At 60.8% G+C, this 24,980-nt stretch carries 15 protein-coding genes, 1 other RNA gene and 1 pseudogene; 7 read left to right on the top strand and 10 right to left on the bottom strand.

Annotated elements, in window-relative coordinates; translation table 11 throughout:
• Positions 1-43: 43 nt before the first annotated feature.
• The 3 genes from HU730_RS19895 to HU730_RS19885 all read right to left on the bottom strand — a co-directional run bounded on the left by HU730_RS19895 (position 44) and on the right by HU730_RS19885 (position 3,517).
• Positions 44-2,005, bottom strand: a complete 1,962-nt coding sequence (locus HU730_RS19895) for a hypothetical protein (RefSeq protein ID WP_186526533.1) — start codon at positions 2,003-2,005, stop codon at positions 44-46.
• Positions 2,006-2,155: 150 nt separating this feature from the next.
• Positions 2,156-2,252: signal recognition particle sRNA small type (gene ffs / locus HU730_RS19890), an RNA gene on the bottom strand.
• A gap of 98 nt (positions 2,253-2,350) precedes the next feature.
• The gene (locus HU730_RS19885; RefSeq protein WP_034128384.1) at positions 2,351-3,517 is read right to left on the bottom strand and encodes a putative zinc-binding metallopeptidase; all 1,167 of its coding nucleotides are present in this window, start codon (positions 3,515-3,517) and stop codon (positions 2,351-2,353) included.
• 48 nt (positions 3,518-3,565) lie between these two features.
• Between HU730_RS19885 and HU730_RS26805 the strand changes: the two are divergent.
• Positions 3,566-3,685 (top strand): annotated as a pseudogene (locus HU730_RS26805) (outer membrane lipoprotein carrier protein LolA); the annotation flags it as partial.
• 120 nt (positions 3,686-3,805) lie between these two features.
• Here the strand turns inward: HU730_RS26805 and ligA are convergent.
• From ligA to HU730_RS19865, 4 genes are all read right to left on the bottom strand, one after another.
• Complete coding sequence (ligA, locus tag HU730_RS19880) at positions 3,806-6,172, bottom strand: NAD-dependent DNA ligase LigA (RefSeq protein WP_186526534.1); 2,367 nt, start codon at positions 6,170-6,172, stop codon at positions 3,806-3,808.
• An 87-nt stretch (positions 6,173-6,259) separates the two neighbouring features.
• Complete coding sequence (gene zipA / locus HU730_RS19875) at positions 6,260-7,123, bottom strand: cell division protein ZipA (protein WP_186526535.1); 864 nt, start codon at positions 7,121-7,123, stop codon at positions 6,260-6,262.
• A gap of 259 nt (positions 7,124-7,382) precedes the next feature.
• The gene (gene smc, locus HU730_RS19870; RefSeq protein ID WP_072447427.1) at positions 7,383-10,871 is read right to left on the bottom strand and encodes a chromosome segregation protein SMC; all 3,489 of its coding nucleotides are present in this window, start codon (positions 10,869-10,871) and stop codon (positions 7,383-7,385) included.
• Between the two features lie 2 nt (positions 10,872-10,873).
• Positions 10,874-11,533: a GntR family transcriptional regulator gene (locus HU730_RS19865; protein ID WP_034128379.1), complete on the bottom strand. Its 660-nt coding sequence runs from the start codon at positions 11,531-11,533 to the stop codon at positions 10,874-10,876.
• Between the two features lie 280 nt (positions 11,534-11,813).
• Between HU730_RS19865 and xdhA the strand changes: the two genes are divergently transcribed.
• The 4 genes from xdhA (at position 11,814) to guaD (ending at position 17,903) form a co-directional block, all read left to right on the top strand.
• Positions 11,814-13,262, top strand: a complete 1,449-nt coding sequence (gene xdhA, locus HU730_RS19860; RefSeq protein ID WP_034128378.1) for a xanthine dehydrogenase small subunit — start codon at positions 11,814-11,816, stop codon at positions 13,260-13,262.
• Positions 13,255-15,681, top strand: coding sequence for a xanthine dehydrogenase molybdopterin binding subunit (xdhB, locus tag HU730_RS19855; protein ID WP_034128377.1), 2,427 nt, complete (start codon positions 13,255-13,257; stop codon positions 15,679-15,681). Before xdhA ends, xdhB begins: the two co-directional genes overlap by 8 nt.
• Positions 15,682-15,746: 65 nt before the next feature.
• Complete coding sequence (xdhC, locus tag HU730_RS19850; protein WP_186526536.1) at positions 15,747-16,586, top strand: xanthine dehydrogenase accessory protein XdhC; 840 nt, start codon at positions 15,747-15,749, stop codon at positions 16,584-16,586.
• A gap of 12 nt (positions 16,587-16,598) precedes the next feature.
• Positions 16,599-17,903, top strand: coding sequence for a guanine deaminase (gene guaD / locus HU730_RS19845; RefSeq protein WP_034128375.1), 1,305 nt, complete (start codon positions 16,599-16,601; stop codon positions 17,901-17,903).
• 151 nt (positions 17,904-18,054) lie between these two features.
• Here the strand turns inward: guaD and HU730_RS19840 are convergent, their stop codons facing one another.
• Positions 18,055-18,819 carry a GntR family transcriptional regulator gene (locus HU730_RS19840; protein WP_014719469.1) on the bottom strand — a complete coding sequence of 255 codons (765 nt, stop codon included), beginning with the start codon at positions 18,817-18,819 and terminating at the stop codon, positions 18,055-18,057.
• Positions 18,820-19,158: 339 nt separating this feature from the next.
• Here HU730_RS19840 and HU730_RS19835 point away from each other — a divergent pair, with 339 nt between their 5' ends.
• Positions 19,159-20,349 (top strand): benzoate/H(+) symporter BenE family transporter, encoded by a 1,191-nt coding sequence (locus HU730_RS19835; RefSeq protein ID WP_057976252.1) that lies wholly within the window; start codon positions 19,159-19,161, stop codon positions 20,347-20,349.
• Positions 20,350-20,386: 37 nt separating this feature from the next.
• Here the strand turns inward: HU730_RS19835 and HU730_RS19830 are convergent, their stop codons facing one another.
• Positions 20,387-20,731 carry a YggL family protein gene (locus tag HU730_RS19830; RefSeq protein ID WP_003193255.1) on the bottom strand — a complete coding sequence of 115 codons (345 nt, stop codon included), beginning with the start codon at positions 20,729-20,731 and terminating at the stop codon, positions 20,387-20,389.
• A gap of 236 nt (positions 20,732-20,967) precedes the next feature.
• Here HU730_RS19830 and dacB point away from each other — a divergent pair, with 236 nt between their 5' ends.
• Complete coding sequence (gene dacB / locus HU730_RS19825) at positions 20,968-22,428, top strand: D-alanyl-D-alanine carboxypeptidase/D-alanyl-D-alanine-endopeptidase (protein ID WP_034128373.1); 1,461 nt, start codon at positions 20,968-20,970, stop codon at positions 22,426-22,428.
• A 121-nt stretch (positions 22,429-22,549) separates the two neighbouring features.
• Here the strand turns inward: dacB and HU730_RS19820 are convergent, their stop codons facing one another.
• Positions 22,550-24,934: a GGDEF domain-containing protein gene (locus tag HU730_RS19820; protein WP_186526537.1), complete on the bottom strand. Its 2,385-nt coding sequence runs from the start codon at positions 24,932-24,934 to the stop codon at positions 22,550-22,552.
• Between the last annotated feature and the right edge of the window lie 46 nt (positions 24,935-24,980).

Raw genomic sequence — 24,980 nt, 5'->3', positions numbered from 1 at the left:
CAGAGGGCTTTATGAAAGTTGTGAAACAGCCGGATTAAATCCGTCAGTAACCGTGGGATTCACGGGTCTTTTGATACTTGTGGTAGTCGAGCCACTCGACCACATCGTAGGGCAGATACAACTGCACCCTGGCCCGTGAAATCGCGATATACACCGCACAGAGTCGTTGATCGAACGCGTAGGCGTCCTGGAACTTCACATTGGTCAACAGTTCCGGGGTAAGCAATACCCGGTCGAACTCCATGCCGCCCGCATCCTGCGCCAGCATCAACAGGACGCGCTCGTCCGGATGGCCAATCAACCTGTTCAAACGCGTGACATCCGCCACGTTAAAGCCTTTTTCCAGCTCGGCCTCGACCCACAGAAACGCCTCATCGAACTGGCAGGCTTCGCGCACCTGCTGCCAATCGGCCATGTCGCTGAAAAACGCATGGGGGCCGAGGTCATTGAACTCATTGCTATAGAAATCGGGTTTGAACAACGCGATAACCGTGTCCATGAAATGCTTGAGCGACTGCTGGGCCTCTTTGCTCGCGAGGCCGAACGCACAGCGGGCGTGGCTCAACTGGATCGCCCACTGCATGGTGTCCCAATGGGAAGCGGTCAACACCACGCAACCTTGCGGGGGCACGAAACCCTGCGGATAAAACTCAATGCCGACATCGGCATCGCGCGCGCCCTCGAAAAGCGATTTGCTTTTTTCCGAGTGCAAGCTGATCAACGGGTTGACCAGGCGCTCGACATTGCGCCCGGAACGCACGGAGTAGCACACGTCGGTATGGCGAACCTCACGGGCACGCTTGACCACGCCGCCACTGGCCTGCTGATACTCATCCCCCAAAGTGATCAGCACCTGGCGGCCGCGCTCGATGATTTGCAACAGCGGCGCCGGGATGTCCTGGCTCTCATCGATGAGCACGTGGGTATAGCGCTCGGGCACCACGCAGCCTGCAAGGCTGGCGCGCTTGATCATCAACAAGGCTTCAAACCCGGTATGCCGGCCCCAGGCCGGTTTCGCCTCAAGGTAGCCCCACAACCGGCTGGCATATTCGAGCAGCACCCTGGCATCGACGCCGGCGAGCGGTTGCTTGAAATGCGGCAAATGCTGGGCCGACAAGCTGTACTCCCAGGAGCGGCAGTAGGCCTCAAGCACCTTGAGGCACACCTCCACCACCGCTTGCCCTTCCAGGCGGCGGAAACCAAAGATATTCAGTTCTTGAGCGAGCGCCTGCTTGGTCGGCACCCTCACCGGCGTATTCAGCGGCTTTGGCCTCGGGCCATGCAATAGAGCATGGGCGAAGTCCTGGAAGGTATGCCCGGCCTTACGCTCCCGCGCTCCCACCATGCGCGCACGCAGGGTTTCGAGTTTTGCCGGGGTGCGTGCCAGCAGCAAGGTCTTTTCCGGGCGCAGGTGCTCCAGCAAGGCCACCAGCAGGTGACTCTTGCCAATGCCTGCATAGCCTTGAACATGCAGGTCTTCGTTCAGGTTGGCGCGGAAGGTTCTGAGCAGCTTGTCTTGCTCAGCGCTCAACCAGCGCTCGCGATGCCTGGGCGTGATCACCTGCTGGCTGAACGGATCATTGGCCTTGAGGTGGCGGACTTTATACTCGACGTCCCATTTGCCACTGGGCAACAGATAGTCCCGAGCCTGTACTTCCTCCTCCAGCAGAAAGCGCAGCTTCAGGCTTTTGACCACATTGAGGCCGAAGTACAGCTTCCTCTGATCGAACAGCCGCTGCGCTTCAGAGAGCAGGGACACACTGGCCGAATGGCTGGCATCGACTGCCCAGTCAACCAGTTTGGCCAACACTTTTTCAGCACCATTGGCGCTCAGCTCGCTTTCCGGCACCTGCGCCAGGTTCTGGATCACCAGCACCGCCGCCAATTCGGGCTCACTCAGGGCTACAAGCGCATCGAAACCCTCGCCGCCCAACAAACCCGCACAGGTGTGCTCGGTGATCGGCAAGAATACGGGGCTGGATAAGTCGAAATGTTCCGAGTGCATAGAGCCTCGTAGCCTGGGGAAGAGACGCTTGGGAGTATGCCACTAGACGCGAAATGACCGTCATGCACTGTGCAGGAAGCATCACAGATGACTGGCTGAAAATAACTTGAGTTTTAGAAGGGACTGCAGGAGGGAGCGTTATGGAGGCAACCCCACCAGCCACACCCCGGCACACAATGTTCCCGCTGTGGCTGCTGCCTTCCGGCTCTGACCAGGTTCACGGGTAATCGTTGCGGGGGGACCGATGGGGTCACCATAACGACGCTGCCTCTCGGCAAGCCGCGCCATTGTACCCATCTCATCGGAAGTTACAACCGTTGGTTCCGGATTAAAAAATGAGAAGGCTCAAGCACTTGCCATAACCCCATCGGCCCTGCCGCCCTCTTCCTGGATGACCAGGTGAATAAAGTGCAGCTTGGCAATCACCGCGGGCGGCAGCACGAAGGGGTAGAAATCCGGCTGGCCCATGGCGCGGGACAGTTCGTTGAGCATGCCGGCCAGTTCGATCCAGGCATTGACGAAGCAGAGGAATGCCGGGCCGCCAGGGTGTTGAGGGTCGTAGAGCGTGGTCAGGGGGAATGGCTGGTAATCCAGGTCCATCTCGCGGGCGCTCATACCAAAGCCCAGGGCCGTGTCCACGGCGTCCATCATGTGCAGGTAGTGAGCCCAGGTTTCGGCCCAGTCTTCCCAGGGGTGCATGGTGGCGTAGGCGCTCACGCAGGTGAGTTGCCAGTCCGGGCGCGGGCCGTTCTGATAGTGCCGGTCGAGGGCCTCGGCATAACTGGCGCGTTCGTCGCCGAACAGGTTGCGAAAAGGTGTAAGCCAATGACTGTTGGCAATCAGGCGGTCCCAGTAGTAATGGCCGACCTCATGGCGAAAATGGCCAAGCAAGGTGCGGTACGGCTCGCGCATCTGTACGCGGACTTTTTCGCGGTGGGCGTCGTCGGCTTCCTTGATGTCCAGGGTGATCAGCCCATTGGCGTGGCCGGTGGTGGGCGCGTTGCCTTCCAGGTCGATACCGATGAAGTCGAAGGCCAGGCCAGCCTCTTCGTCAACGCTTTTGGGCACCACTTGCAGGCCTAGACTGATCAGTTGCGCCACCAAGCGGCGCTTGGCGGTTTCAACCTTGCGCCAGCGTTCGGGGTTTTCCGGAACCGAGAGGTCAGGAATGGTGCGGTTCAGGCTACAGGCCACGCACAACGGCGCGGTGCTGTGGGCAGGAATCAGCCAGTTGCAGGCAGCGGGTGAATCGAGGTTTGCACAGCGCCGGAATGCGCCGGCATCGAGATTATCGTCCGCCAGCCAAGTACCGACCGCCGGCCCAGGTTGCAAGGACGACAGGCGGCTTTGCTGCGGCTGGTAACCCAATGCCGCCTGGCAGGCCAGGCATTGGCTGTTGCGAAAGAACAGCGACTGGCCACATCGGCATTGCCACACCTTGCTGTTGCGCGAGGTTTCGGCCATGAACGGAGCGGCGATGCGCGTGCTGAGTTGCTCGAAGTAGCGGAACATGGCGATCTCTCCCTGGGGTGACAGAGACTAGATCATTTCTCGCTCGGGATCGTTCAACTGCTCCCTGTAGGAGCGAGCTTGCTCGCGAAGATCGTTAACGATAACGCAGGCTGCCTGGTTCACAGCGGCGCCCTCCGGTTCTTCGCGAGCAAGCTCGCTCCTACAGTGTTGAGAGATCGTTCCCACGCTCCGCGTGGGAATGCCGCCTTGGACGCTCTGCGTCTGCGGGAAGGCCGTGACGCGGAGTGTCACAGGATGCGTTCCCACGCGGAGCGTGGGGACGATCAATCAGACGGTGATGTTGTGCTTGGCCAGGAAGGCGACGAAGGCCTCTTCGTCCAGTACTTTCAGGCCAAGCTCATTGGCCTTGGCCAGTTTCGAGCCAGCGCCCGGTCCCGCCACCACACAGTGGGTTTTCGCCGAAACGGAACCGGCCACCTTGGCCCCCAGGCTTTCGAGCTTGTCCTTGGCCACATCGCGGCTCATCAGCCCCAAGGAGCCCGTGAGTACCCAGGTGTGCCCGGCTTCGGGCAAGCCTTCAACGACCTTTTTCTCGCTCTGCCAATGCATACCAAAGTCCTTGAGCTGCTGCTCGATGGCCAAGGCATGGCTGGCGTTGTCGGCATTATCGAAAAAGTCCCGCACAGCCTTGGCTTGCTTCTCGGGCAGCGCCTGGCGCATATCGAGCCAGTCAGCCTTGATTACGCCTTCCAGCGAACCGAACTTGTCCGCGAGTTTCTGCGCAGCACCTGGCCCCACCGACGGCACGTGCAGCTTGTCGAGCAAACCGCCCAAGGTGGTGCTGGCGGCGAATTCCGCGCTGAGTTCGCCTTGCTCCTGCAATTGCAGGCCGCATTCGTCCGGTGACAATAGCGCGCCAATCACCTGCTGATTGTGCCCGTCTTCAAAGAAGCTATGGATCTCATGGGCCACTTCCAGACCTACATCCGGCAAGTACGTCAGCACCTCTGGCAACGCCTTTTGAACGCGCTCCAGGGACGCCAGCGAGCGCGCCAGGACCTTGGCCGTCTCCTCGCCCACATCGGGAATGCCCAAGGCGTAGATAAAGCGTGCCAGGGTCGGGGTCTTGCTGTTTTCGATGGCACTGATCAGCTTCTTGCTGGAGATATCGGCAAAGCCTTCCAGGTCGATGATCTGTTCATATTTGAGTTTGTAGAGATCGGCCGGCGAACCAATGAGCTGTTCATCCACCAGTTGCTCGATGGTCCTGTCGCCCAGGCCGTCGATGTCCATGGCCCGGCGCGAGACGAAATGAATGATTGCCTGCTTGAGTTGCGCACCGCAGGCCAGGCGCCCGACGCAACGGTACACCGCGCCTTCGCTGACGGTTTCCTTGCCCTTGCTACGCTTGACCAGTTGCGTGCGCTCCACATGGGAACCGCACACCGGGCAATTCTGCGGGATCTGCACGGCGCGGGCGTTTTCCGGCCGGCGCTCGGTGACCACCGAGACCACCTGCGGAATCACATCACCGGCGCGGCGGATGATCACGGTGTCGCCAATCATCAGCCCCAGGCGTGCCACTTCGTCCATGTTATGCAGGGTGGCATTGGACACGGTCACGCCGGCCACCTTGACCGGCTTGAGGCGCGCCACCGGCGTGACCGCACCGGTACGACCGACCTGGAACTCCACGTCGAGCAGCTCGGTGAGTTCTTCCATGGCCGGGAATTTGTGCGCGATCGCCCAGCGCGGCTCGCGGGCACGGAAGCCTAGTTCACGCTGGTAGGCAATGCTGTTGACCTTGAACACCACGCCGTCGATTTCATAGCCCAGCGCATTGCGGCGCTCGCCGATGTCGCGGTAGTAGTCCAGACATTCCTGGATACCCTTGGCCAGCTTCAATTCGTGGCTGATCGGCATACCCCACTTCTGCAACTGCTTGAGGTTACCGATATGGGTGTCGCTGATATCCGCGGTCACCTGGCCGATGCCATAGCAGCAGAATTCCAGCGGGCGACTGGCGGTGATCTTCGAATCCAGTTGGCGCAGGCTGCCCGCCGCGGCATTGCGCGGGTTGGCGAAGGTCTTGCCGCCCACTTCCAGTTGCGAGGCGTTCAACCGCTCGAAACCGGCCTTGGACATGAACACTTCACCGCGCACTTCCAGGGTGGCTGGCCAGCCCGTGCCGTGCAGTTTCAGGGGGATATTGCGCACGGTGCGCACATTCACGCTGATGTCCTCGCCGGTGGTGCCGTCGCCCCGGGTGGCACCGCGCACCAGCTCGCCATCCTGGTACAGCAGGCTGACCGCCAGGCCATCCAGCTTCGGCTCGCAGCTGTATCCCACCGCCGCGCCAGCGCCAAATAGATCGCCCACCGGCAGATCAAGGCCCTCGGTGACCCGGCGATCAAACTCCAGCATGGTGGTTTCATCGAAGGCGTTGCCCAGGCTGAGCATCGGGATCTCGTGCTTGACCTGGGTGAACGCCGACAATGCCGCACTGCCGACCCGCTGCGTCGGTGAGTCACGCGTCACCAGTTCCGGGTGCTCGGCCTCCAGGGCCTTGAGCTCGTGGAACAGGCGGTCGTATTCGGCGTCCGGAATGCTCGGCTCGTCGAGGACGTGGTAGCGATAGTTGTGCTGATCCAGCTCAGCGCGCAGTTCGAGGATGCGGGTTTGGGCGGCGGTCATGGGTGTTCTCTCATAAAGCAAAAGAGCAGCCGAAGCTGCTCAATATGTTAGTGCACGGATTCTACAGACAACGCTTAAGATCGATCCTCAGCGTTTCTGTGTCAGGGCGCGACGCTCGAACTCGACGATGCGCTGACGGTAGTGTTCGATGGTCTGGGCGGTGAGCACGCTGCGCTGGTCGTCCTTGAGCTCGCCGTTGAGCTCTTGGGACAGCTTGCGGGCAGCGGCCACCATCACGTCGAACGCTTGTTTCGGGTGACGCGGGCCTGGCAGGCCAAGGAAGAAACTCACCGCCGGGGTGCTGAACAGGTCGATATCGTCCAGATCGAACGTGCCCGGCTTGACCGCGTTGGCCATGGAGAACAGCACTTCGCCGTTACCGGCCATGCTTTCGTGACGATGGAAGATATCCATCTCGCCAAAACGCAGGCCGCTTTCGAGGATGTTCTGCAACAGCGCAGGGCCCTTGAAACCACCGGCATCGCGGCAGATCACGCTGATGACCAGGACTTCTTCGGCAGCCGGCTGATCGTTGACCGATTGGCGCGCCGCACTCTTGGCGGACGTCTCGTCCGGGAAATCGTCATCGCGGCTGCTGAAGCTCGGGCCATCATCGACGTCGAGGTTCAGGTCGCCCTGGTGCGGCTCGGCAACCGCCGCGCTACCGCGCTTGCCACGCTTGGACGACGGCTCGCGGGCTTCACGCAGCGGGGCGCTCATCGACGGCAGGTCGTGCTCGTCCAGTTGCGGCTCTTTATGGGTATCCAGCACACGGGGCGGCCCCAGCAGCTCGGCGGCGCTGTCGTCGTCAGGCAAGTTGGACAGGTTTCGGTCCAGCCGGAACTTGAGCTTGCCCTTGCCACCGCGCATGCGGCGCCAGCCATCAAAAAGAATACCGGCAATGACAATAATGCCGATGACGATCAGCCACTCGCGCAGACCGATTTCCATGTAATCCCGTGCCTCTAATAAAAAATGCTGAAAAATAAGGGGTTTAGCACCGTGCAAACCGCTTTAAAACGTGGCGCCAACTCTATGTTCTGACTGACGTTTTGCCCACGCACACGAAAAATTGACATTAAACTAGCACGACCAAAGATAACTTTACACCGTCTGTCAAAATGCCTTGAACAAATATGTCCATTTGCCACTTTCCCCAGGCCGGTAAATCGCCCTACAGCGTGCTGTAAATTCTCTCTCCCAGCGTGGCTCAGGATTCCACCATCGCCATCGCCTCTTCCACATCCACCGCTACCAATCGCGAACATCCCGGCTCATGCATCGTCACCCCCATCAACTGGTCGGCCATTTCCATGGCGATCTTGTTGTGGGTGATATAGATGAACTGCACGGTCTGGGACATCTCTTTGACCAACCGAGCGTAGCGTCCAACGTTAGCGTCATCCAGCGGCGCGTCAACTTCGTCGAGCATGCAGAACGGCGCCGGGTTCAACTTGAAGATGGCAAATACCAGGGCTAATGCGGTCAGGGCTTTTTCGCCGCCGGACAATAAATGGATGGTGCTGTTCTTCTTGCCCGGAGGCCGCGCCATGATCGTTACCCCTGTATCGAGTAGATCTTCGCCCGTCAGTTCCAAGTAGGCGCTGCCACCACCGAAAACTTTTGGGAATAACGCCTGTAAACCGCCATTAATCTGATCAAAGGTATCTTTGAAGCGGTTGCGGGTTTCCTTGTCGATCTTGCGGATCACGTTTTCGAGGGTGTCCAGGGCTTCAACCAGATCGGCGTCCTGGGCATCCAGATAACGTTTACGCTCGGACTGCTGCTGGTACTCATCGATAGCGGCGAGGTTGATCGCGCCCAGGCGTTGAATACGTGCGGCAATCCGTTCAAGTTCTTCTTCGGCGTCTTTCTCGTTGGCCTGGGCGGTCAGGGTGTTGAGCACGCCGTGCAGGTCATAGCCGTCTTCCAGCAATTGGTCTTGCAAGGTCTTGCGGCGCACGGTGAGGGCTTGCCATTCCATACGCTGTTGTTCGAGCTGGCCGCGGATCAACTGCGATTGCTGCTCGGCCATGGTGCGACGCTTTTCGGCGTCGCGCAGTTCACGGTCGGCGTCTTCCAGGGCGATCTGGGCGGTCTTGAGTTCGACATCGACGGTCATGCGCTTGTCGAGCAACTCCTCAAGCTTGAGGCGCAGCTCTTCCAGCGGCGCCTCGCCCTCCTCCAGGTTGAGGCTCAGTTGCTCGCGCTTTTCGGTCAGGCGTTCGGACTGCATCTCCAGGCGCTCAAGGGCCTGGCGCGTGGAATCATGCTGGGCGCGCAACGAGCCCAGGCGTACGGCCAACTGATGGGCGTGATCCTTGTGCTGCCGGGCTTCCTGGCGCACGCGGTCAAGGCGCTCGCGCAGGCTGTCGCGCTGGGCCAGCAGCAACTCGCGCTGTTCGGTGTCCAGGGCCATGCTGTCGAGGGCCTCCTGCAAGTGCAGGCGCGCTTCACCGATCTGTTCATGTTCCAGGGCGCGCTGTTCGCCCATCTCGGCCACTTCTTCGTCAAGACGGGTGCGGCGCAGGGTCAATTGCTCCACCTTGGCTCTGCTCGCGGAAAGTTGGGCTTTCAACTCGCCTTGCTGGCGCGCTTCGTCCTGCAACAGCCGACGCAGGTGTTCGCGGCCGGTTTCCTGCTGGCGCTGGGTAGCGCGCAGGGTTTGCAGTTCGGTTTCCAGGCTTTCCAGTGTGGCTTCGCGTTCTTCACGCTCGGCGCTCAGGTTGACGATTTCCTGGCCACGGGCCAATACGCCACTTTCCGCCTCACTGGCGCGGCGCACGCGCAGGAAGTGGCGGCCGACCCAATAACCATCGCGGCTGATCAAGCTTTCGCCGGCCGCCAATTGGCCGCGTTGGGCCAAGGCTTGCTCAAGGGTCTCCACGGGCCTGACCTGGCCCAGCCATGGCGACAGATCCATCGCCGCCTCGACCTTGTCCAGCAAGCTGCCCGGCACCCGTGCACCCTCGGGCGCCGGGCTGAGCAGGCGCAAATCGCCCTGGGCAAACCCGGCCAGGTCGAAACCCGCAAAATCATCCACCAGCACCGCTTGCAGATCGGCACCCAACACGGTTTCCACCGCCAGTTCCCAGCCGGCTTCGACTTTCAAGCCTTCAGCCAGGCGCGGGCGCTCGGCCAAATGCTGGTCGCGCAGCCATTCGGCGGTGCCGGTGCCTGGGTCGAGCGCGGCTTGCTGCAAGGCTTCCAACGAAGCCAACCGACCATTGAGCCGCTGCAAGTCGCCCTGGGCTTGCTGCTGCGCCTGGGTCGCGGTGTGCAATTGCTGGCGCAGTTGCTCCAGGCGCTCCACTTGCTGTTCTTCGCTGGCCTCCAGCTCTTCCAGGGTCATTTCGCTTTCGGCCAGTTGTTCGCTCAGCGCCATGATCGCCGCGTCTTCCGGATCGGCAGCGAGCAATACGCGCTCCTCCTGCAACCGACGCTGGCGCTCGGCCAGGCGTTCCATGCTGGTTTCCAACTGCTGGATGCGCGACTGCTGCACCTCGGCCTGGCGGCGTGGCTCGGCGGATCGCAGGTTGAAGGCGTCCCACTGTTCCTGCCAGCCGTGCATGGTGGCTTCGGATTCTTCCAGGGCGGCGGCGGCTTCTTCGGCGGCGGCGCTGGTGATTTCCTGCTCGGGGGTGAGCATGTCCAGCTCTTCGCCCAGGGTCAGCAGCAAGGTACGGTCATGGCCCAGGTGCGATTCGGTTTCCAGGCGTGCGCGTTCGGCTTCCTTCAAGTCATCCTGCAACTGGCGCAAACGCTGCTGGCCGTGCTGGATACTCTGCTCGACCCGGGCAATGTCACCGCCCACCGAATAGAAGCGGCCTTGCACCAGATTGAAGCGTTCGGACAACTCATGGTGACCGTCACGCAGGCGCTCAATGCTGGCGTCGGCATTACGCTGCTCGGCCACCAATGCTTCAAAACTGACTTCCTGAGTGCCAATAATCGCTTCGCGCTGGCCCACCTGGTCATTCAATGCTTGCCAGCGCAGGGCCGACAATTGCGCCTTGAGCTGGCGCTCTTCACCCTTGTATTCCTGATACTTCTCGGCGGCCTGGGCCTGGCGGTGCAGGCGTTCGAGCTGGCGCTCCAGCTCTTCGCGCAGGTCGGTCAGCCGGGCGAGGTTTTCGTGGGTGCGGCGGATACGGTTTTCAGTCTCGCGGCGGCGCTCCTTGTATTTGGAGATGCCAGCCGCTTCTTCGATAAAGTTGCGCAGGTCTTCGGGCTTGGCTTCGATCAGCTTGGAGATCATGCCCTGCTCGATGATCGAGTAGCTGCGCGGGCCCAGGCCAGTGCCAAGGAAGATATCGGTGATATCGCGACGGCGACACTTGGTGCCGTTGAGGAAGTAACTGTTCTGGCTGTCGCGGGTGACTTTACGACGGATGGAAATTTCCGCGTAGGCTGCGTATTCGCCGATCAGGGTGCCGTCGGAATTATCGAATACCAGTTCGATACTGGCCTGGCTCACCGGCTTGCGGCTGGTGGAGCCGTTGAAGATGACGTCGGTCATCGACTCGCCGCGCAGGTTTTTCGCCGAGCTCTCGCCCATCACCCAGCGCACGGCGTCGATGATGTTCGACTTGCCGCAGCCATTGGGCCCCACCACCGCCGCCATGTTGCTGGGGAAGTTGACGGTGGTCGGGTCGACGAAGGATTTGAACCCCGCCAACTTGATGCACTTGAGCCGCACGCTTAGGCGTCCGCCAAGGCTGCGATGACCAGCGAACTGCTGCGCTGGCAATAGGCAGTGAGCACCAGGCGAATCTGCACCAGGTCACGGGCCAGTACTGCGGCGAGCAATTGCTCGAACAGCGCCAGGAACTCGCTCATGGACGCCTTGCGCTGATCCAGCGCCAGGTAATAGGCGCGGTTCATCGCCGGTTGCAGGTTTTCGACGGTTTCCTGCAAATACGGGTTGTTGGCGAAGGGGTACGCAGCGCGCATCACATTGAAGCTTTCTTCGACGAAAGCGCGGATGTCCTCACGCTCCAGGCTCAATTGAAGGCGTTGCTGGATCTGCAGAAACGGCGCCATGTCGGCCTGGGTCTGCCAGCCTTCGGCAACCGCATTGCCGAGCAGGATGTACATCTCGCCCATCAACGTACACAGGCTCTGCACCTTGTGCGCGGTGAGTTCGGTGACGTGGGCGCCACGGCGCGGCAGGATCGCAATCAGATGGCGGCGCTCAAGGATCAGCAAAGCTTCGCGCACGGAACCACGGCTGACGTTGAGCGCCAGCGTGACTTTCTGTTCCTGGATTCGCTCCCCAGGCATGAGATCGCCGCGAATAATACGTTCGGCGAGGTGGTGAGCAATTTGCTCGGCGAGACTGTCCGGCGCCTTGAACGTCATGTTTTCCCTTCGAAATCTGCTATCGGTACAAGCGCGGCAGTGTAGCGCATTGGCCCGCTGATGGCGCTACGCCCACCTTGGCGAATTTGGCACGAAATAAGCAACGTTGAAAGCCTGTAAGCCGCCAAAAACGCCGGTTCCAGAAGACTGGACCATAATTGAAAGTGTTGTGATCGTATTTTCTTGACCCTTAGGTCAGAAAACCATTGACCGAAAAGTCAGACATGACTAGATTCGGCGCAAAGCGGTTAACAACAATAATGAGTCTGCGAGGCCTTCCGTGATCCAGTTTTTACTTAACCAGGAACTCCGTAGCGAGCACGCCCTGGACCCCAACCTGACCGTGCTCAACTATCTGCGCGAGCATGTGGGCAAATCCGGTACCAAGGAAGGCTGCGCCAGCGGCGACTGTGGCGCGTGCACCGTGGTGGTCGGCGAGTTGCACACCGACGAGCGAGGCGCCGAGCAGATTCGTTATCGCAGCCTCAATTCCTGCCTGACGTTCGTGTCGTCACTGCACGGCAAACAACTGATCAGCGTCGAAGACCTCAAGCACCAGGGCCAACTGCACAGCGTGCAACAGGCCATGGTCGAGTGCCACGGTTCGCAGTGCGGCTTTTGTACCCCAGGTTTCGTGATGTCGCTGTTTGCCCTGCAAAAGAACAGCGATGCCCCCGACAGCCAGAAAGCCCATGAAGCCCTGGCGGGCAACCTGTGTCGTTGCACCGGTTATCGCCCGATCCTCGCCGCCGCCGAACAGGCCTGCTGCAACAAACCCCAGGATCAATTCGACAGCCGCCAGGCTGAAACCATCGCCCGCCTCAAGGCCATCGCGCCGACGCAAACCGGTGAACTCAACAGCGGTGACAAGCGCTGCCTGGTGCCACTGACCGTCGCCGACCTGGCCGACCTCTATGACGCCTACCCGCAAGCCCGCCTGCTGGCCGGCGGCACTGACCTGGCGCTGGAGGTCACCCAGTTCCACCGCACCCTGCCGGTGATGATCTACGTCGGCAACATTGAAGCCATGAAGCGCATCGAGCAGTTCGACGACCGCCTGGAAATCGGCGCGGCCACCGCCCTCTCCGACTGCTACGCCGCGCTGCACCACGAATACCCGGACTTCGGCGAACTGCTGCAGCGCTTCGCCTCCCTGCAAATCCGCAACCAGGGCACCCTGGGCGGCAATATTGGCAACGCTTCGCCCATTGGTGATTCGCCGCCGCTGCTGATTGCCCTGGGCGCACAGATCGTGCTGTGCAAAGGCAACACCCGCCGCACCCTGGCGCTGGAAGACTACTTCATCGACTACCGCGTCACCGCGCGCCAGGACAGCGAGTTCATCGAGACCATCATCGTGCCCAAGGGCCACACGCTGTTCCGGGCCTACAAGGTGTCCAAGCGCCTGGACGACGATATTTCCGCGGTGTGCGCAGCGTTCAACCTGAACATCGACAACGGTGTGATCAGCGCGGCTCGCGTTGCCTTCGGAGGCATGGCCGCCACACCAAAACGCGCAAAAAATTGCGAGGCCGCGTTGGTGGGCGCCATCTGGAACTTGGCCACGGTCGAGAAAGCCTGCGCCGCCCTGGCACAGGACTTCACCCCACTCTCGGACTTCCGCGCCAGCAAGGAATATCGCCTGCTCAGCGCGCAAAACCTGCTGCGCAAATACTTCATCGAACTGCAAACGCCGCACATCGAGACTCGGGTGACCGCTTATGTCTAACCATCACGCCGTGGTAAAAACCGAGGCTGAACTTGCCGCACTCTTTGCCCAGGACCTCACCACCGGGGTAGGTCGCAGCGTCAAGCATGACAGCGCCGCCAAGCACGTCAGCGGTGAAGCGCAGTACATCGACGACCGCCTGGAATTTCCCAACCAGTTGCACCTGTATGCGCGCATGTCCGACCGCGCCCATGCCCGGATCATCAGCATCGACACCGCGCCCTGCTACGCCTTCGACGGCGTACGCATTGCCATCACCCATGAAGACGTACCGGGCCTGAAAGACATCGGGCCGTTGATGCCCGGCGACCCGCTGCTGGCCATCGACACCGTGCAGTTCGTGGGCCAGGTGGTACTGGCCGTGGCCGCCCGCGACCTGGAGACCGCACGCAAGGCGGCGATGGCGGCGGTGATCGAATATGAAGACCTGGAACCGGTACTGGATGTGGTCGAGGCGTTTCGCAACAAGCACTTCGTGCTCGACAGCCACACCCACCAGCGCGGCGATTCGGCCACTGCGCTGGCAAGCGCCAAGCACCGTATCCAGGGCACCTTGCATATCGGTGGCCAGGAACACTTTTATCTGGAAACCCAGATCTCTTCGGTGATGCCCACCGAAGACGGCGGCATGATCGTCTACTGCTCCACGCAAAACCCCACCGAAGTGCAGAAGCTGGTGGCCGAAGTGCTGGATGTGTCGATGAACAAGATCGTGGTCGACATGCGCCGCATGGGTGGTGGCTTTGGCGGCAAGGAAACCCAGGCCGCCAGCCCGGCGTGCCTGTGCGCCGTGGTGGCGCGCCTCACTGGCCAGCCGACCAAGATGCGCCTGCCACGGGTCGAAGACATGCTGATGACCGGCAAGCGCCACCCCTTCTATATCGAATACGACGTGGGGTTTGACGACAACGGCCGACTGCACGGCATCAATCTGGAACTGGCGGGTAACTGCGGTTGTTCGCCGGACCTGTCCAACTCGATTGTCGACCGCGCCATGTTCCACGCCGACAACTCATATTACCTGGGCGACGCCACGGTCAATGGCCATCGCTGCAAGACCAACACTGCCTCCAACACGGCCTATCGCGGCTTCGGCGGCCCCCAAGGCATGGTCGCCATCGAGGAAGTGATGGACGCCATTGCGCGCCATCTGGGCCAAGACCCGTTGGCGGTGCGCAAGGCCAACTACTACGGCAAGACCGAACGCAACGTCACCCACTACTACCAGACCGTCGAGCACAACATGCTCGAAGAAATGACCGCCGAACTGGAAGCCAGCAGCCAATATGCCGAGCGCCGCGAAGCGATCCGCCTCTACAACGCCCACAGCCCGATCCTGAAAAAAGGCCTGGCGCTGACCCCGGTGAAATTCGGTATTTCGTTCACCGCCAGCTTCCTCAACCAGGCCGGCGCGCTGATCCATATCTACACCGATGGCAGCATCCACCTGAACCACGGCGGCACCGAGATGGGCCAGGGCTTGAATACCAAGGTCGCGCAAGTCGTGGCCGAGGTATTCCAGGTCGAAATCGACCGCGTCCAGATCACCGCCACCAACACCGACAAGGTACCCAACACCTCGCCCACCGCTGCCTCCAGCGGCGCCGACCTGAACGGCAAGGCCGCGCAGAATGCGGCCGAAACCATCAAGCAGCGCCTGGTGGAGTTTGCGGCGCGCAAGTATGACGTAAGCGAGGCGGACGTGGAGTTTCGCAACGGCCATGTGCGCGTGCGCGAGCAGATCCTGAGCTTCGAGGCGTTGATCCAGCAGGCGTATTTCGCCCAGGTATCGCTCTCCAGCACAGGTTTCTACAAAACCCCGAAAATTTTCTACGACCGCAGCCAGTCACGCGGGAGACCGTTCTACTACTACGCCTTCGGGGCGGCTTGCTGCGAAGTGATCGTCGACACTCTGACCGGTGAATACAAGATGCTACGCACCGACATCCTGCATGACGTCGGCGCTTCGCTGAACCCGGCCATCGACATCGGCCAGGTGGAAGGCGGCTTCATCCAGGGCATGGGCTGGCTGACCATGGAAGAGCTGGTGTGGAACAACAAGGGCAAGCTGATGACCAACGGCCCGGCCAGCTACAAGATCCCGGCCGTGGCCGACATGCCGCTGGACCTGCGTGTGAAGCTGGTAGAGAACCGCAAGAACCCGGAGGACACGGTGTTCCATTCCAAGGCCGTGGGCGAGCCGCCGTTCATGCTCGGGATTGCTTCGTGGTGTGCGATCAAGGATGCGGTAGCGAGCTTGGCTGACTATCGCCAGCAGCCCAGGATCGATGCGCCGGCCACGCCCGAGCGGGTGTTGTGGGGGTGTGAACAGATGCGGCAGTTGCGGGCGCTAAAGGCTGTTGATCGTTCCCACGCTCCGCGTGGGAATGCCGCCCTGGACGCTGTGCGTCCGCTCTAGTGACGCAGAGCGTCACGGTATGCATTCCCACGCGGAGCGTGGGAACGATCTGACTGGAGGTAGACATGGACAACTGGATCAGCGCCCTCGCCACCCTGCAAAACCAGAGCGAACCCTGCGTGCTCGTCACCATCATCGAAGAACTCGGCTCAACCCCGCGCAACGCCGGTTCCAAGATGGTCATCAGCGCCGCGCACACCTTCGACACCATCGGCGGCGGGCACCTGGAATACAAGGCGATGCAGATCGCCCGGGACATGCTGGTGCGCGGCCAGCAGAACACCCATCTGGAGCGCTTCAGCCTCGGCGCCAGCCTGGGCCAGTGCTGCGGCGGCGTGACCGTGCTGCTGTTCGAACCCATGGGCCAGGCGCAAGCGCACATCGCCGTGTTTGGCGCCGGCCACGTCGGCCGTGCGTTGGTACCATTGCTGGCGAGTCTGCCCTGCCGGGTGCGCTGGATCGATTCCCGCGAGCAGGAATTCCCGCAGCACATCCCCGAAGGCGTGCGTAAAATTGTCAGCGAAGAGCCGGTCGACGAAATTGCCGACCTGCCTGCAGGCAGCTACTGCATTGTCATGACCCACAACCACGCGCTGGACCTGGAACTGACCGCCGCCCTGCTCAAGCGCAACGACTTCGCCTACTTCGGCCTGATCGGCTCGAAAACCAAGCGGGTCAAATTCGAACACCGCCTGCGTGATCGCGGCTTTGACGCCGCGCAGTTGCAACGCATGCGTTGCCCCATGGGCCTCCCCGAGGTCAAGGGCAAGCTTCCGGTGGAGATCGCCATCTCCATCGCCGGTGAAATCATCGCCACCTATAACGCCAATTTCGGCCAGCATCTTGCCGGCGCCGAACCTATTGCCAAACTGCTGCCGGCTTCGCGCCGCAGCCACGCTATCTGAATTGAGACGATCATGCCTTTGACTCGCAAAGCCTACCGTGCCGCCATCCTGCACAGCATCGCCGACCCTGCCATCGTGGGGATCGAAGCCTCTTATGAATATTTCGAGGACGGCCTGCTGGTGATCGACAACGGCCAGATCAGTGCCCTCGGGCACGCCAGCGACCTGCTGCCGAGCCTGCCCGCCGATATCGACATCACCCATTACCAGGACGCGCTGATCACCCCTGGCTTGATCGACACCCATATCCACCTGCCGCAGACCGGTATGGTCGGCGCCTATGGCGAGCAGTTGCTGGACTGGCTCAACACCTACACCTTCCCCTGTGAAAGCCAGTTTGCCGACAAGGCTCACGCCGAAGAAGTCGCCGATATCTTCATCAAGGAACTGCTGCGCAACGGCACCACCACAGCGCTGGTGTTCGGCAGCGTGCACCCGCAATCGGTGAATGCATTCTTTGAAGCGGCCGAGAAACTCGACCTGCGCATGATCGCCGGCAAGGTGATGATGGACCGCAACGCGCCGGACTACCTCACCGACACCGCCGAATCCGGCTACCAGGAAAGCAAGGCGCTGATCGAGCGCTGGCACGGCAAGGGGCGCCTGCATTACGCGGTGACGCCACGCTTCGCCCCTACGAGCACGCCGGAGCAACTGACGCTGGCCGGTCAGCTGCTGGGCGAGTACCCGGATTTGTACATGCAGACCCACATCAGCGAGAACAAGCAGGAAATCGAGTGGGTCAATGAGCTGTTCCCGGAGCGCAACGGCTACCTGGATGTCTACGACCACTACAAGCTGCTCGGCGAGCGCTCGGTGTTTGCCCACGGCGTACACCTGTGCGACGACGAATGCGCACGGCTGGCAGAGACTGGTTCGGCGGTGGCGTTCTGCCCGACTTCGAACTTCTTCCTCGGTAGTGGGTTGTTCAACCTGCCGATGGCCGAGAAACACAACTTGAACGTGGGCCTGGGCACCGACGTGGGTGGCGGCACCAGCTTCTCGCTGCTGCAAACCCTGAACGAAGCGTACAAGGTCATGCAGCTGCAAGGTGCGCGCTTGAGCCCGTTCAAGTCGCTGTACCTGGCAACCCTGGGCGGCGCACGGGCGTTGCGCCTGGAAGACAAGATCGGCACGTTGCAGCCGGGTACCGATGCAGACTTCCTGGTATTGGATTACAACGCCACGCCGCTGCTGAGCTATCGCCTGAAACAGGCCAATAACATTGCCGAGACGTTGTTTGTGCTGATGACGCTTGGGGATGATCGGACGGTGTTGCAGACCTATGCAGCCGGGCAACTGGTGCACCAGCGCTGATTCAAGCTACATACAACCAATGTGGGAGCTGGCTTGTGTGGGAGCTGGCTTGCCTGCGATAACATCACCGCGGTGTAACTGATACACCGCGGCGCCTGCATCGCGGGCAAGCCCGGCTCCCACACAAGCCTGCTCCCACATTTGATTGGGTTTACAACTTTACAGACGAGCGCCCAGGTTTTTTAGTCTGTAAAAGATGCGAAAACACCGCATGCAAATCATCCGACGCACTCTCTTCATCGAGGTTGAGCTTGCTGTCAATGTGATCCATGTGATGCATCATCAAGTTCACCGCCAACGTCGCATCCCGGGCTTCGATCGCGTCGATCAACTGGGTGTGCTCATCGTAGGAACAGTGCGAGCGGTTGCCGCTTTCGTACTGGGCGATGATCAATGACGTCTGGGACACCAGGCTGCGCTGGAAGCTGATCAGCGGCGCGTTCTTCGCGGCTTCGGCCAGTTTCAAATGGAATTCGCCAGAGAGACGGATACCGGCGCCGCGATCACCGCGCGAGAAGCTGTCGCGCTCGTCGTTGACCATCTGGCGCAACTCGGCCAACTGCTCGGCCGTGGCGTGCTGCACCGCCAACTCCGTGATCGCCCGCTCCACCAGGCGCCGTGCCATGAACACCTGGCGCGCTTCTTCGACGCTTGGGCTGGCAACCACCGCACCGCGATTGGGCCGCAGCAGTACCACGCTTTCATGGGCCAGGCGCGACAGCGCACGGCGAATGATGGTGCGGCTCACGCCGAAGATCTCGCCCAGTGCCTCTTCACTCAATTTGGTTCCGGGCGCCAGGCGTTGTTCAAGGATCGCCTCGAAGATATGCGCATAGACGATATCGTCCTGGGTTCCGCTGCGACCGGCCTTGCCGGCTCGCGGTTGTTTCTTGAGAGGTTGCAACTGTTCGTTCATGGGCACTCGGGTTTGAGAACGGCGAATTAACGGTAATACGGCAACAGCGTGTCGCTGGCAAGTATCACCTAAAAACAGCGCACATTGTACACAACCCACTGCGCCAACACACTGTACGGCTGTTTGCGGCCTCGGCTGTATTGCAATGACTCGTTACGTTTGAGTTTAGGCTTGATTCCACGATTTCCCATGAACGACATCCCACTGTAGGAGCGAGCTTGCTCGCGAAGAACCCAAGGGCGCCGCGTTTAATCTGATTGCCCGCGTTATCGTTGGCGATTTTCGCGAGCAAGCTCGCTCCTACAGCGTGCGGAGTCAGGTAAAAAGGAACACCTCTCCATGACCGACGCCACCCAAGCGCCCTTGCGCCCGCTGGCCGACACTTCTGCGTCGGCCGTCGTCGCCGGCTTTATCGCCATGATGACCGGCTACACCAGCTCCCTGGTGCTGATGTTCCAGGCCGGCCAGGCCGCCGGCTTGACCACGGCGCAGATTTCTTCGTGGATCTGGGCGATTTCCATCGGCATGGCGGTGTGCAGCATCGGCCTGTCCCTGCGCTATCGCACACCGATCACCATCGCCTGGTCTACCCCTGGGGCGGCGCTGCTGATCACAAGCCTGGGTGGGGTGAGCTATGGCGAGGCCATCGGTGCCTACATCACCTGTGCGGTACTGGTGACGCTCTGCGGGTTGACCGGCAGCTTTGAGAAGCTGGTCAAGCGGATTCCGGCGTCATTGGCGGCGGCGCTGTTGGCCGGGATCCTGTTCAAGATCGGCAGCGAGATTTTCGTCGCCGCCCAGCACCGTACCGGGCTGGTGCTGGGGATGTTTTTCACCTACCTGATCATCAAACGTCTGTCGCCGCGCTATGCCGTGCTGGCCGCCTTGCTCATCGGCACCGCCTTGTCAGGACTGATGGGGCTGCTGGATTTCAGCGGCTTTCATCTGGAGGTGGCGACGCCTGTTTGGACCACGCCGCATTTCTCGCTGGCGGCGACCATCAGCATCGGCATCCCGCTGTTCGTGGTGGCCATGACCTCGCAGAACATGCCCGGCGTAGCCGTGCTGCGGGCCGATGGCTACACCGTGCCGGCTTCGCCGTTGATCACCATCACCGGCCTGGCGTCACTGGTGCTGGCACCGTTCGGCTCCCACGGCATCAACCTGGCGGCGATCAGCGCCGCGATCTGCACCGGGCCGCACGCCCATGAAGACCGCAACAAGCGCTACACCGCTGCGGTGTGGTGTGGGGTGTTCTATGGGATTGCCGGGGTATTCGGCGCCACGCTGGCAGCACTGTTCGCAGCCCTGCCCAAGGAACTGGTGCTGTCGATTGCGGCGTTGGCGTTGTTTGGCTCGATCATCAATGGCTTGAGCATCGCCATGAATGAGCCGAAGGAACGAGAAGCGGCGCTGATTACCTTTATGGTCACGGCGTCAGGCTTGACGTTGTTTTCCATCGGGTCGGCGTTCTGGGGGATTGTGGCGGGGGTGTTGACGCTGCTGATTCTGAATTGGCGCAAGGCATAAAAAAACGGCGACCCTCAGGTCGCCGTTTTTTTCAGTATCACTTAGCCGCGTTGATCGGCTTTTCCGGATACCACACGTCCAGCAACGGGCTGACTTCAGCCTTGGTCAGCTCGGAACGGGTTTTCAGCCAGGCTTCGACCGCAGCACGCTGCTCTTCGGAGACCGAGCCACGCTTTTGCAGGCAAACCAGACCGTAGTCATCGCCGCCGACATAGCCCAGGCCATTGGCTTCCATGGCTTCTTTGATGAATGCTTCGAGGAAAGCGTCGATAGCTTCTTCACTCAGGCCTTCGTTGAAGTCCAGGTTCAGTTCGAAACCCAGCTCTTGAAATTCATCAACGCACAGTTTTTTGCGCAGACGCTGGGAACGGTTAGTCGCCATTGGAACAATCCTCATAAGTATTAACGGGCGGCACTTTAGCAGTTTAAGGCGGCAATTGCCCGACTCTCTGGGACCGACGGGCAAATGCGCGCAAAAAAACCGCAATTAGCGGCTATCGTTCAGCTACAAGCAGTGCCAGCTTGGGGCATAATGCCGACACTTTCGTGACCAATGAGGGATTTTCTTCCGTACCCCTCGCCTTTTTCACCCTCCTCAGCAGTAGGGTTTTATTTCTTATGATCAAATCTTTGCGTTCAGTGTTACTTGCCAGTGTTGTCTTGCCCCTGGCCTTTTCCGTTTCCGCTGCTCCCGTCAATAACACCCTGCCACCCAGCGTTGCGCAGGCCTTGCAGAAGGCCAAGCTGCAAAATACCGCGCTGTCCCTGGTGATGCTGCCCCTGAACGGCCCTGGTACCCCTACGGTTTTCAACGCCGACGTCTCGGTGAACCCGGCTTCCACCATGAAGCTGGTCACCACTTACGCGGCCCTGGAAATGCTCGGCCCCAACCATCAGTGGAAGACCGAGTTCTACACCGATGGCACCCTCAGCGGCGGCGTATTGCGTGGCAACCTGTACCTCAAGGGCGGCGGCGACCCCAAGCTGAACATGGAAAAGCTCTGGCTGCTGATGCGCGACCTGCGCGCCAATGGCGTTCAGCAAGTCACCGGCGACCTGGTGCTGGACCGTAACTTCTTCAACCAGCCGCAATTACCCGAGTTCAACGACGACGGCAACGATGAGAACAAGCCGTTTCTGGTCAAGCCCGACGCCTTGCTGGTCAACCTAAAGGCCCTGCGCTTCGTGACCCGCAATGATTCGGGGCGGGTGATCGTATCGGTCGAGCCGCCGATTGCCAGCATTCGCATCGACAACCAGGTGAAAGTCACCAACGCCAAGCAGTGCACCGGTGACGTGCGCTACAGCCCGGTGACCGCCGCCGACGGCAGCGTGACCGTGACCGTCAGCGGCCAACTGGGTGATGGCTGCAGCTCGCAGACTTACCTGTCGCTGCTCGACCACGCCACCTACACCGCAGGCGCCGTGCGGGCGATCTGGAAAGAGTTGGGCGGTACCATCCAGGGCCGTGATATCCAGGCACCGGTGCCCAAGGATGCAAAAGTCCTGGCTCGCGCCTTCTCACCGGACCTGGCGGAGATCATCCGTGACATCAACAAATACAGTAACAACACCATGGCCCAGCAGTTGTTCCTGAGCCTGGGTGCACAGTTTCGCAACGATGCCGATGGCGACGATGCCAAGGCCGCGCAACGTGTCGTGCGCCAGTGGCTGGCCAAGAAAGGCATCACCGCGCCGCACCTGGTGATGGAAAACGGCTCCGGCCTGTCACGCGCCGAACGGGTCAGCGCCCGCGAGATGGCGGCCATGCTGCAAGCGGCGTGGAAAAGCCCTTATGCGGCGGAGTACATCAGCTCGATGCCGATCGCCGGCACCGACGGCACCATGCGTAAACGCCTGAAAACCACCGCCCTGCGCGGCGAAGCCCATGTGAAGACCGGCACCTTGAACACCGTACGCGCCATTGCCGGTTACAGCCGCGACAACAACGGCAATACCTGGGCGGTGGTGGCGATTCTCAACGACTCCAAGCCTTGGGGAGCCTCGTCGGTATTGGATCAGGTGCTGCTGGACCTGTATCGCCAGCCGAAGGCCGTTGCAGCCGCACCGGTCCTCTAAAGCACCCCTCTGATCGTTCCCACGCTCTGCGTGGGAATGCTTTTTTGGACGCTCTGCGTCCGCGCTCAAGGCGTGACGCGGAGCGTCTTAGGATGCATTCCCACGCGGAGCGTGGGAACGATCATTCAAGCATCAGGGCTTCCTCGACCCGATCCCTGCCCGCCTGCTTGGCCACATACACCGCCGAATCAGCGCGCAGCAGCAACCCATCGATGCCTTCGTCAACACTCCAACTGGCCACGCCGAAGCTGGCGGTGACCACTCCCACCGGTTCCATCGCCGCATCGCGCAACGACTGCCACAACTGTATCGCCAGGCTGTAGGCCTGAGCGCCATCGGTGTTGGGGCACAGCACCACGAACTCTTCCCCGCCGATCCGGCAAAACACATCGGTGCGGCGCAAGCGTTGGCCGATACGCTTGCACAACTCCTGCAACACGCTGTCGCCCACGGCATGGCCGTGCTGATCGTTGATGCGCTTGAAGTGGTCGATATCGAGCATGATCAACGACAGCGCGCCAGATATACGGTTGAGCCGAAGCATTTCGCCCTTGAGACGATCCTGGAAATAGCGCCGGTTATAGATCCCTGTCAGGGAGTCGGTGATGGACAGCGCGCGCAGTTCTTCCTCGACCCGTTTGAGATCAGAAATATCCGATACATAACCGTGCCAAAGCGTACCGCCTCCCGGCAACTCTTCCGGCGTCGCTTCGCCGCGAATCCAGCGCAGGCCTCGCTGGGGTAATTGCACGCGGTACTCTTCTCGCCAATGGCTCATTTGCAACGCAGAAAGACGTATCGACGCACGCACTCGCTCCAGATCCAAAGGGTGAATGCGCTCCAGGACCGTGCGCGCATCCTTCTGCAGCATGCCCAGCTCGATTTCATAGATATCGCGCATGCCTTCGCTGGCATAGATGAAACGCCCGTTGTCCTGGGGCTCCAGGGTGAACTGGAAGATGCCACCAGGCACATGGGCGCTGAGTTTTTTCAGCAGGCGGTCGCGGACGGCAAGGGCCTCATAGGCGCGCTTTTGCTCGGTGACATCCAGGTAAATCGCCAGGTGCCCGACCCATAGGCCATGGTCATCCAAGAGCACGGTCGGCAACATGTTGACCGTCAACTGGCTGCCATCCTTGCGCACCAGCGTCCACTCACGTCCTTCATGTTGACTGTCCGGGCTCTCCACCAGCATCGCCTGACTCGCTGGAATGCGCTTGCCCAGCGCCCTGCTCAACGCCTCGGCGCGGGCGTCGAGTTCCACGGCCACATGCAGACGGTCCAAGGTCATATGCCCAAGCACCTCCTCGGCCTTGAAGCCCAACATCTGTTCGGCACCGGCATTGAAGGTGTTGATCACACCGCGCAGGTCAGTGGCAATGATCGCCACTTGAGTCGCCGCATTCAACACGCTGCGCAGTTGCCCATGGGCGCCACGCAACTCCTGCTCACGGGCACGTAATTGAACGGTGCGTTGCTCCACCAATTTCAGTGCGCGCTGGCGCTGGCTGACCAACATGTAAAGCAGCGCACTGAGCAAGGCGCTGAGCAACACGCCCATCGCCAGAATGGCGTGCATCGAAGAATGGTTGGCCCTGTCGAACACTTCGCTGGCGCTCAGGCTAAGAGCGTACACATGATCGCCCAGGGAGAGGCGGCGTGCAGCCGTCAAGCCACTGCTGCCCAAGGCGTTACTGGACGCATATAACACCCGTTGCTGGGTGTCGGAGGTGTCTACGATCTGCATCACCAGGTTGTCACGGTTGGGCCTGGGCAACCCCTCGGCCACCAGCTGGCGCATGCTGATCACCGCCATCACAAAACCATAAGGCTCGGCCCCCGCGACTTTGCTCACGGGCGCCACCAATAACACGCCTGCCGCATAAGCGGGCTCCACCCCCACCAATTGCATGGGCTGTGACACCGCCAAATGGCCGCTTTGTTGCGCACGCTCCAGCGCTGCACGGCGCAGGGGCTGCGCCAGCAAATCAAAGCCCAGCGGCGAGCCCAGCAAACTTTGCGTCTGGCTGTACAGCACCGGTACGTATTCATCGCGCTCAGCCGCTGGCGCCAATTCACCGGAGGTATTCAGTTCGCGGATACTGAAGGGAATGCCACGCTGGCGAGAAATGTCCTGTTCAAACAGGCTGCGCTGCGTGCGAAATATCCGTGGTGCCCAGGCATAAGCACGGGCATGCAACAACAGCGGTTTGGCGAAACCGTCGAACTCGTTGCGGGACACCTCGCCGGAATTGACGAAGAAACGCTGCAGGCTCCCCAGGCGTTGTTCCTGGTCTTCAAAACGTTCCTGGATGCGGCTGTAGCGCTCGTTGACCAGCAACTGGAACCGCTGGCGCACCTGTTGCTGATACAGGTCGGACGCCGCCCACGCGACGACCACCGTCAGCGCGCTACCAACCACTAACACCACCAATGCCACCAGCCAAGCCGATGCCTGCTCACTGATAAAACCAAGGATTTTCGGGCGAACGACTTGCATCGGCATAGGCAACACTCACAGCGCCAGTGTGCGGGGGTGTCACTTTGGCTAG

The sequence above is a fragment of the Pseudomonas sp. SWRI22 genome, assembly GCF_014268395.2.
Classification (GTDB): domain Bacteria; phylum Pseudomonadota; class Gammaproteobacteria; order Pseudomonadales; family Pseudomonadaceae; genus Aquipseudomonas; species Aquipseudomonas paracarnis.
This window is presented reverse-complemented; position numbering and strand designations above follow the sequence as displayed.

Coding starts and splice junctions, on each gene's coding strand:
- xdhB (WP_034128377.1), top strand. CDS start 13,255: ATGTCTAACCATCACGCCGTGGTAAAAACCGAGGCTGAACTTGCCGCA.
- guaD (WP_034128375.1), top strand. CDS start 16,599: ATGCCTTTGACTCGCAAAGCCTACCGTGCCGCCATCCTGCACAGCATC.
- dacB (WP_034128373.1), top strand. CDS start 20,968: ATGATCAAATCTTTGCGTTCAGTGTTACTTGCCAGTGTTGTCTTGCCC.
- xdhC (WP_186526536.1), top strand. CDS start 15,747: ATGGACAACTGGATCAGCGCCCTCGCCACCCTGCAAAACCAGAGCGAA.
- HU730_RS19835 (WP_057976252.1), top strand. CDS start 19,159: ATGACCGACGCCACCCAAGCGCCCTTGCGCCCGCTGGCCGACACTTCT.
- HU730_RS19840 (WP_014719469.1), bottom strand. CDS start 18,819: ATGAACGAACAGTTGCAACCTCTCAAGAAACAACCGCGAGCCGGCAAG.
- HU730_RS19895 (WP_186526533.1), bottom strand. CDS start 2,005: ATGCACTCGGAACATTTCGACTTATCCAGCCCCGTATTCTTGCCGATC.
- HU730_RS19820 (WP_186526537.1), bottom strand. CDS start 24,934: ATGCCGATGCAAGTCGTTCGCCCGAAAATCCTTGGTTTTATCAGTGAG.
- HU730_RS19865 (WP_034128379.1), bottom strand. CDS start 11,533: ATGACGTTCAAGGCGCCGGACAGTCTCGCCGAGCAAATTGCTCACCAC.
- HU730_RS19830 (WP_003193255.1), bottom strand. CDS start 20,731: ATGGCGACTAACCGTTCCCAGCGTCTGCGCAAAAAACTGTGCGTTGAT.
- ligA (WP_186526534.1), bottom strand. CDS start 6,172: ATGACCGCCGCCCAAACCCGCATCCTCGAACTGCGCGCTGAGCTGGAT.
- HU730_RS19885 (WP_034128384.1), bottom strand. CDS start 3,517: ATGTTCCGCTACTTCGAGCAACTCAGCACGCGCATCGCCGCTCCGTTC.
- zipA (WP_186526535.1), bottom strand. CDS start 7,123: ATGGAAATCGGTCTGCGCGAGTGGCTGATCGTCATCGGCATTATTGTC.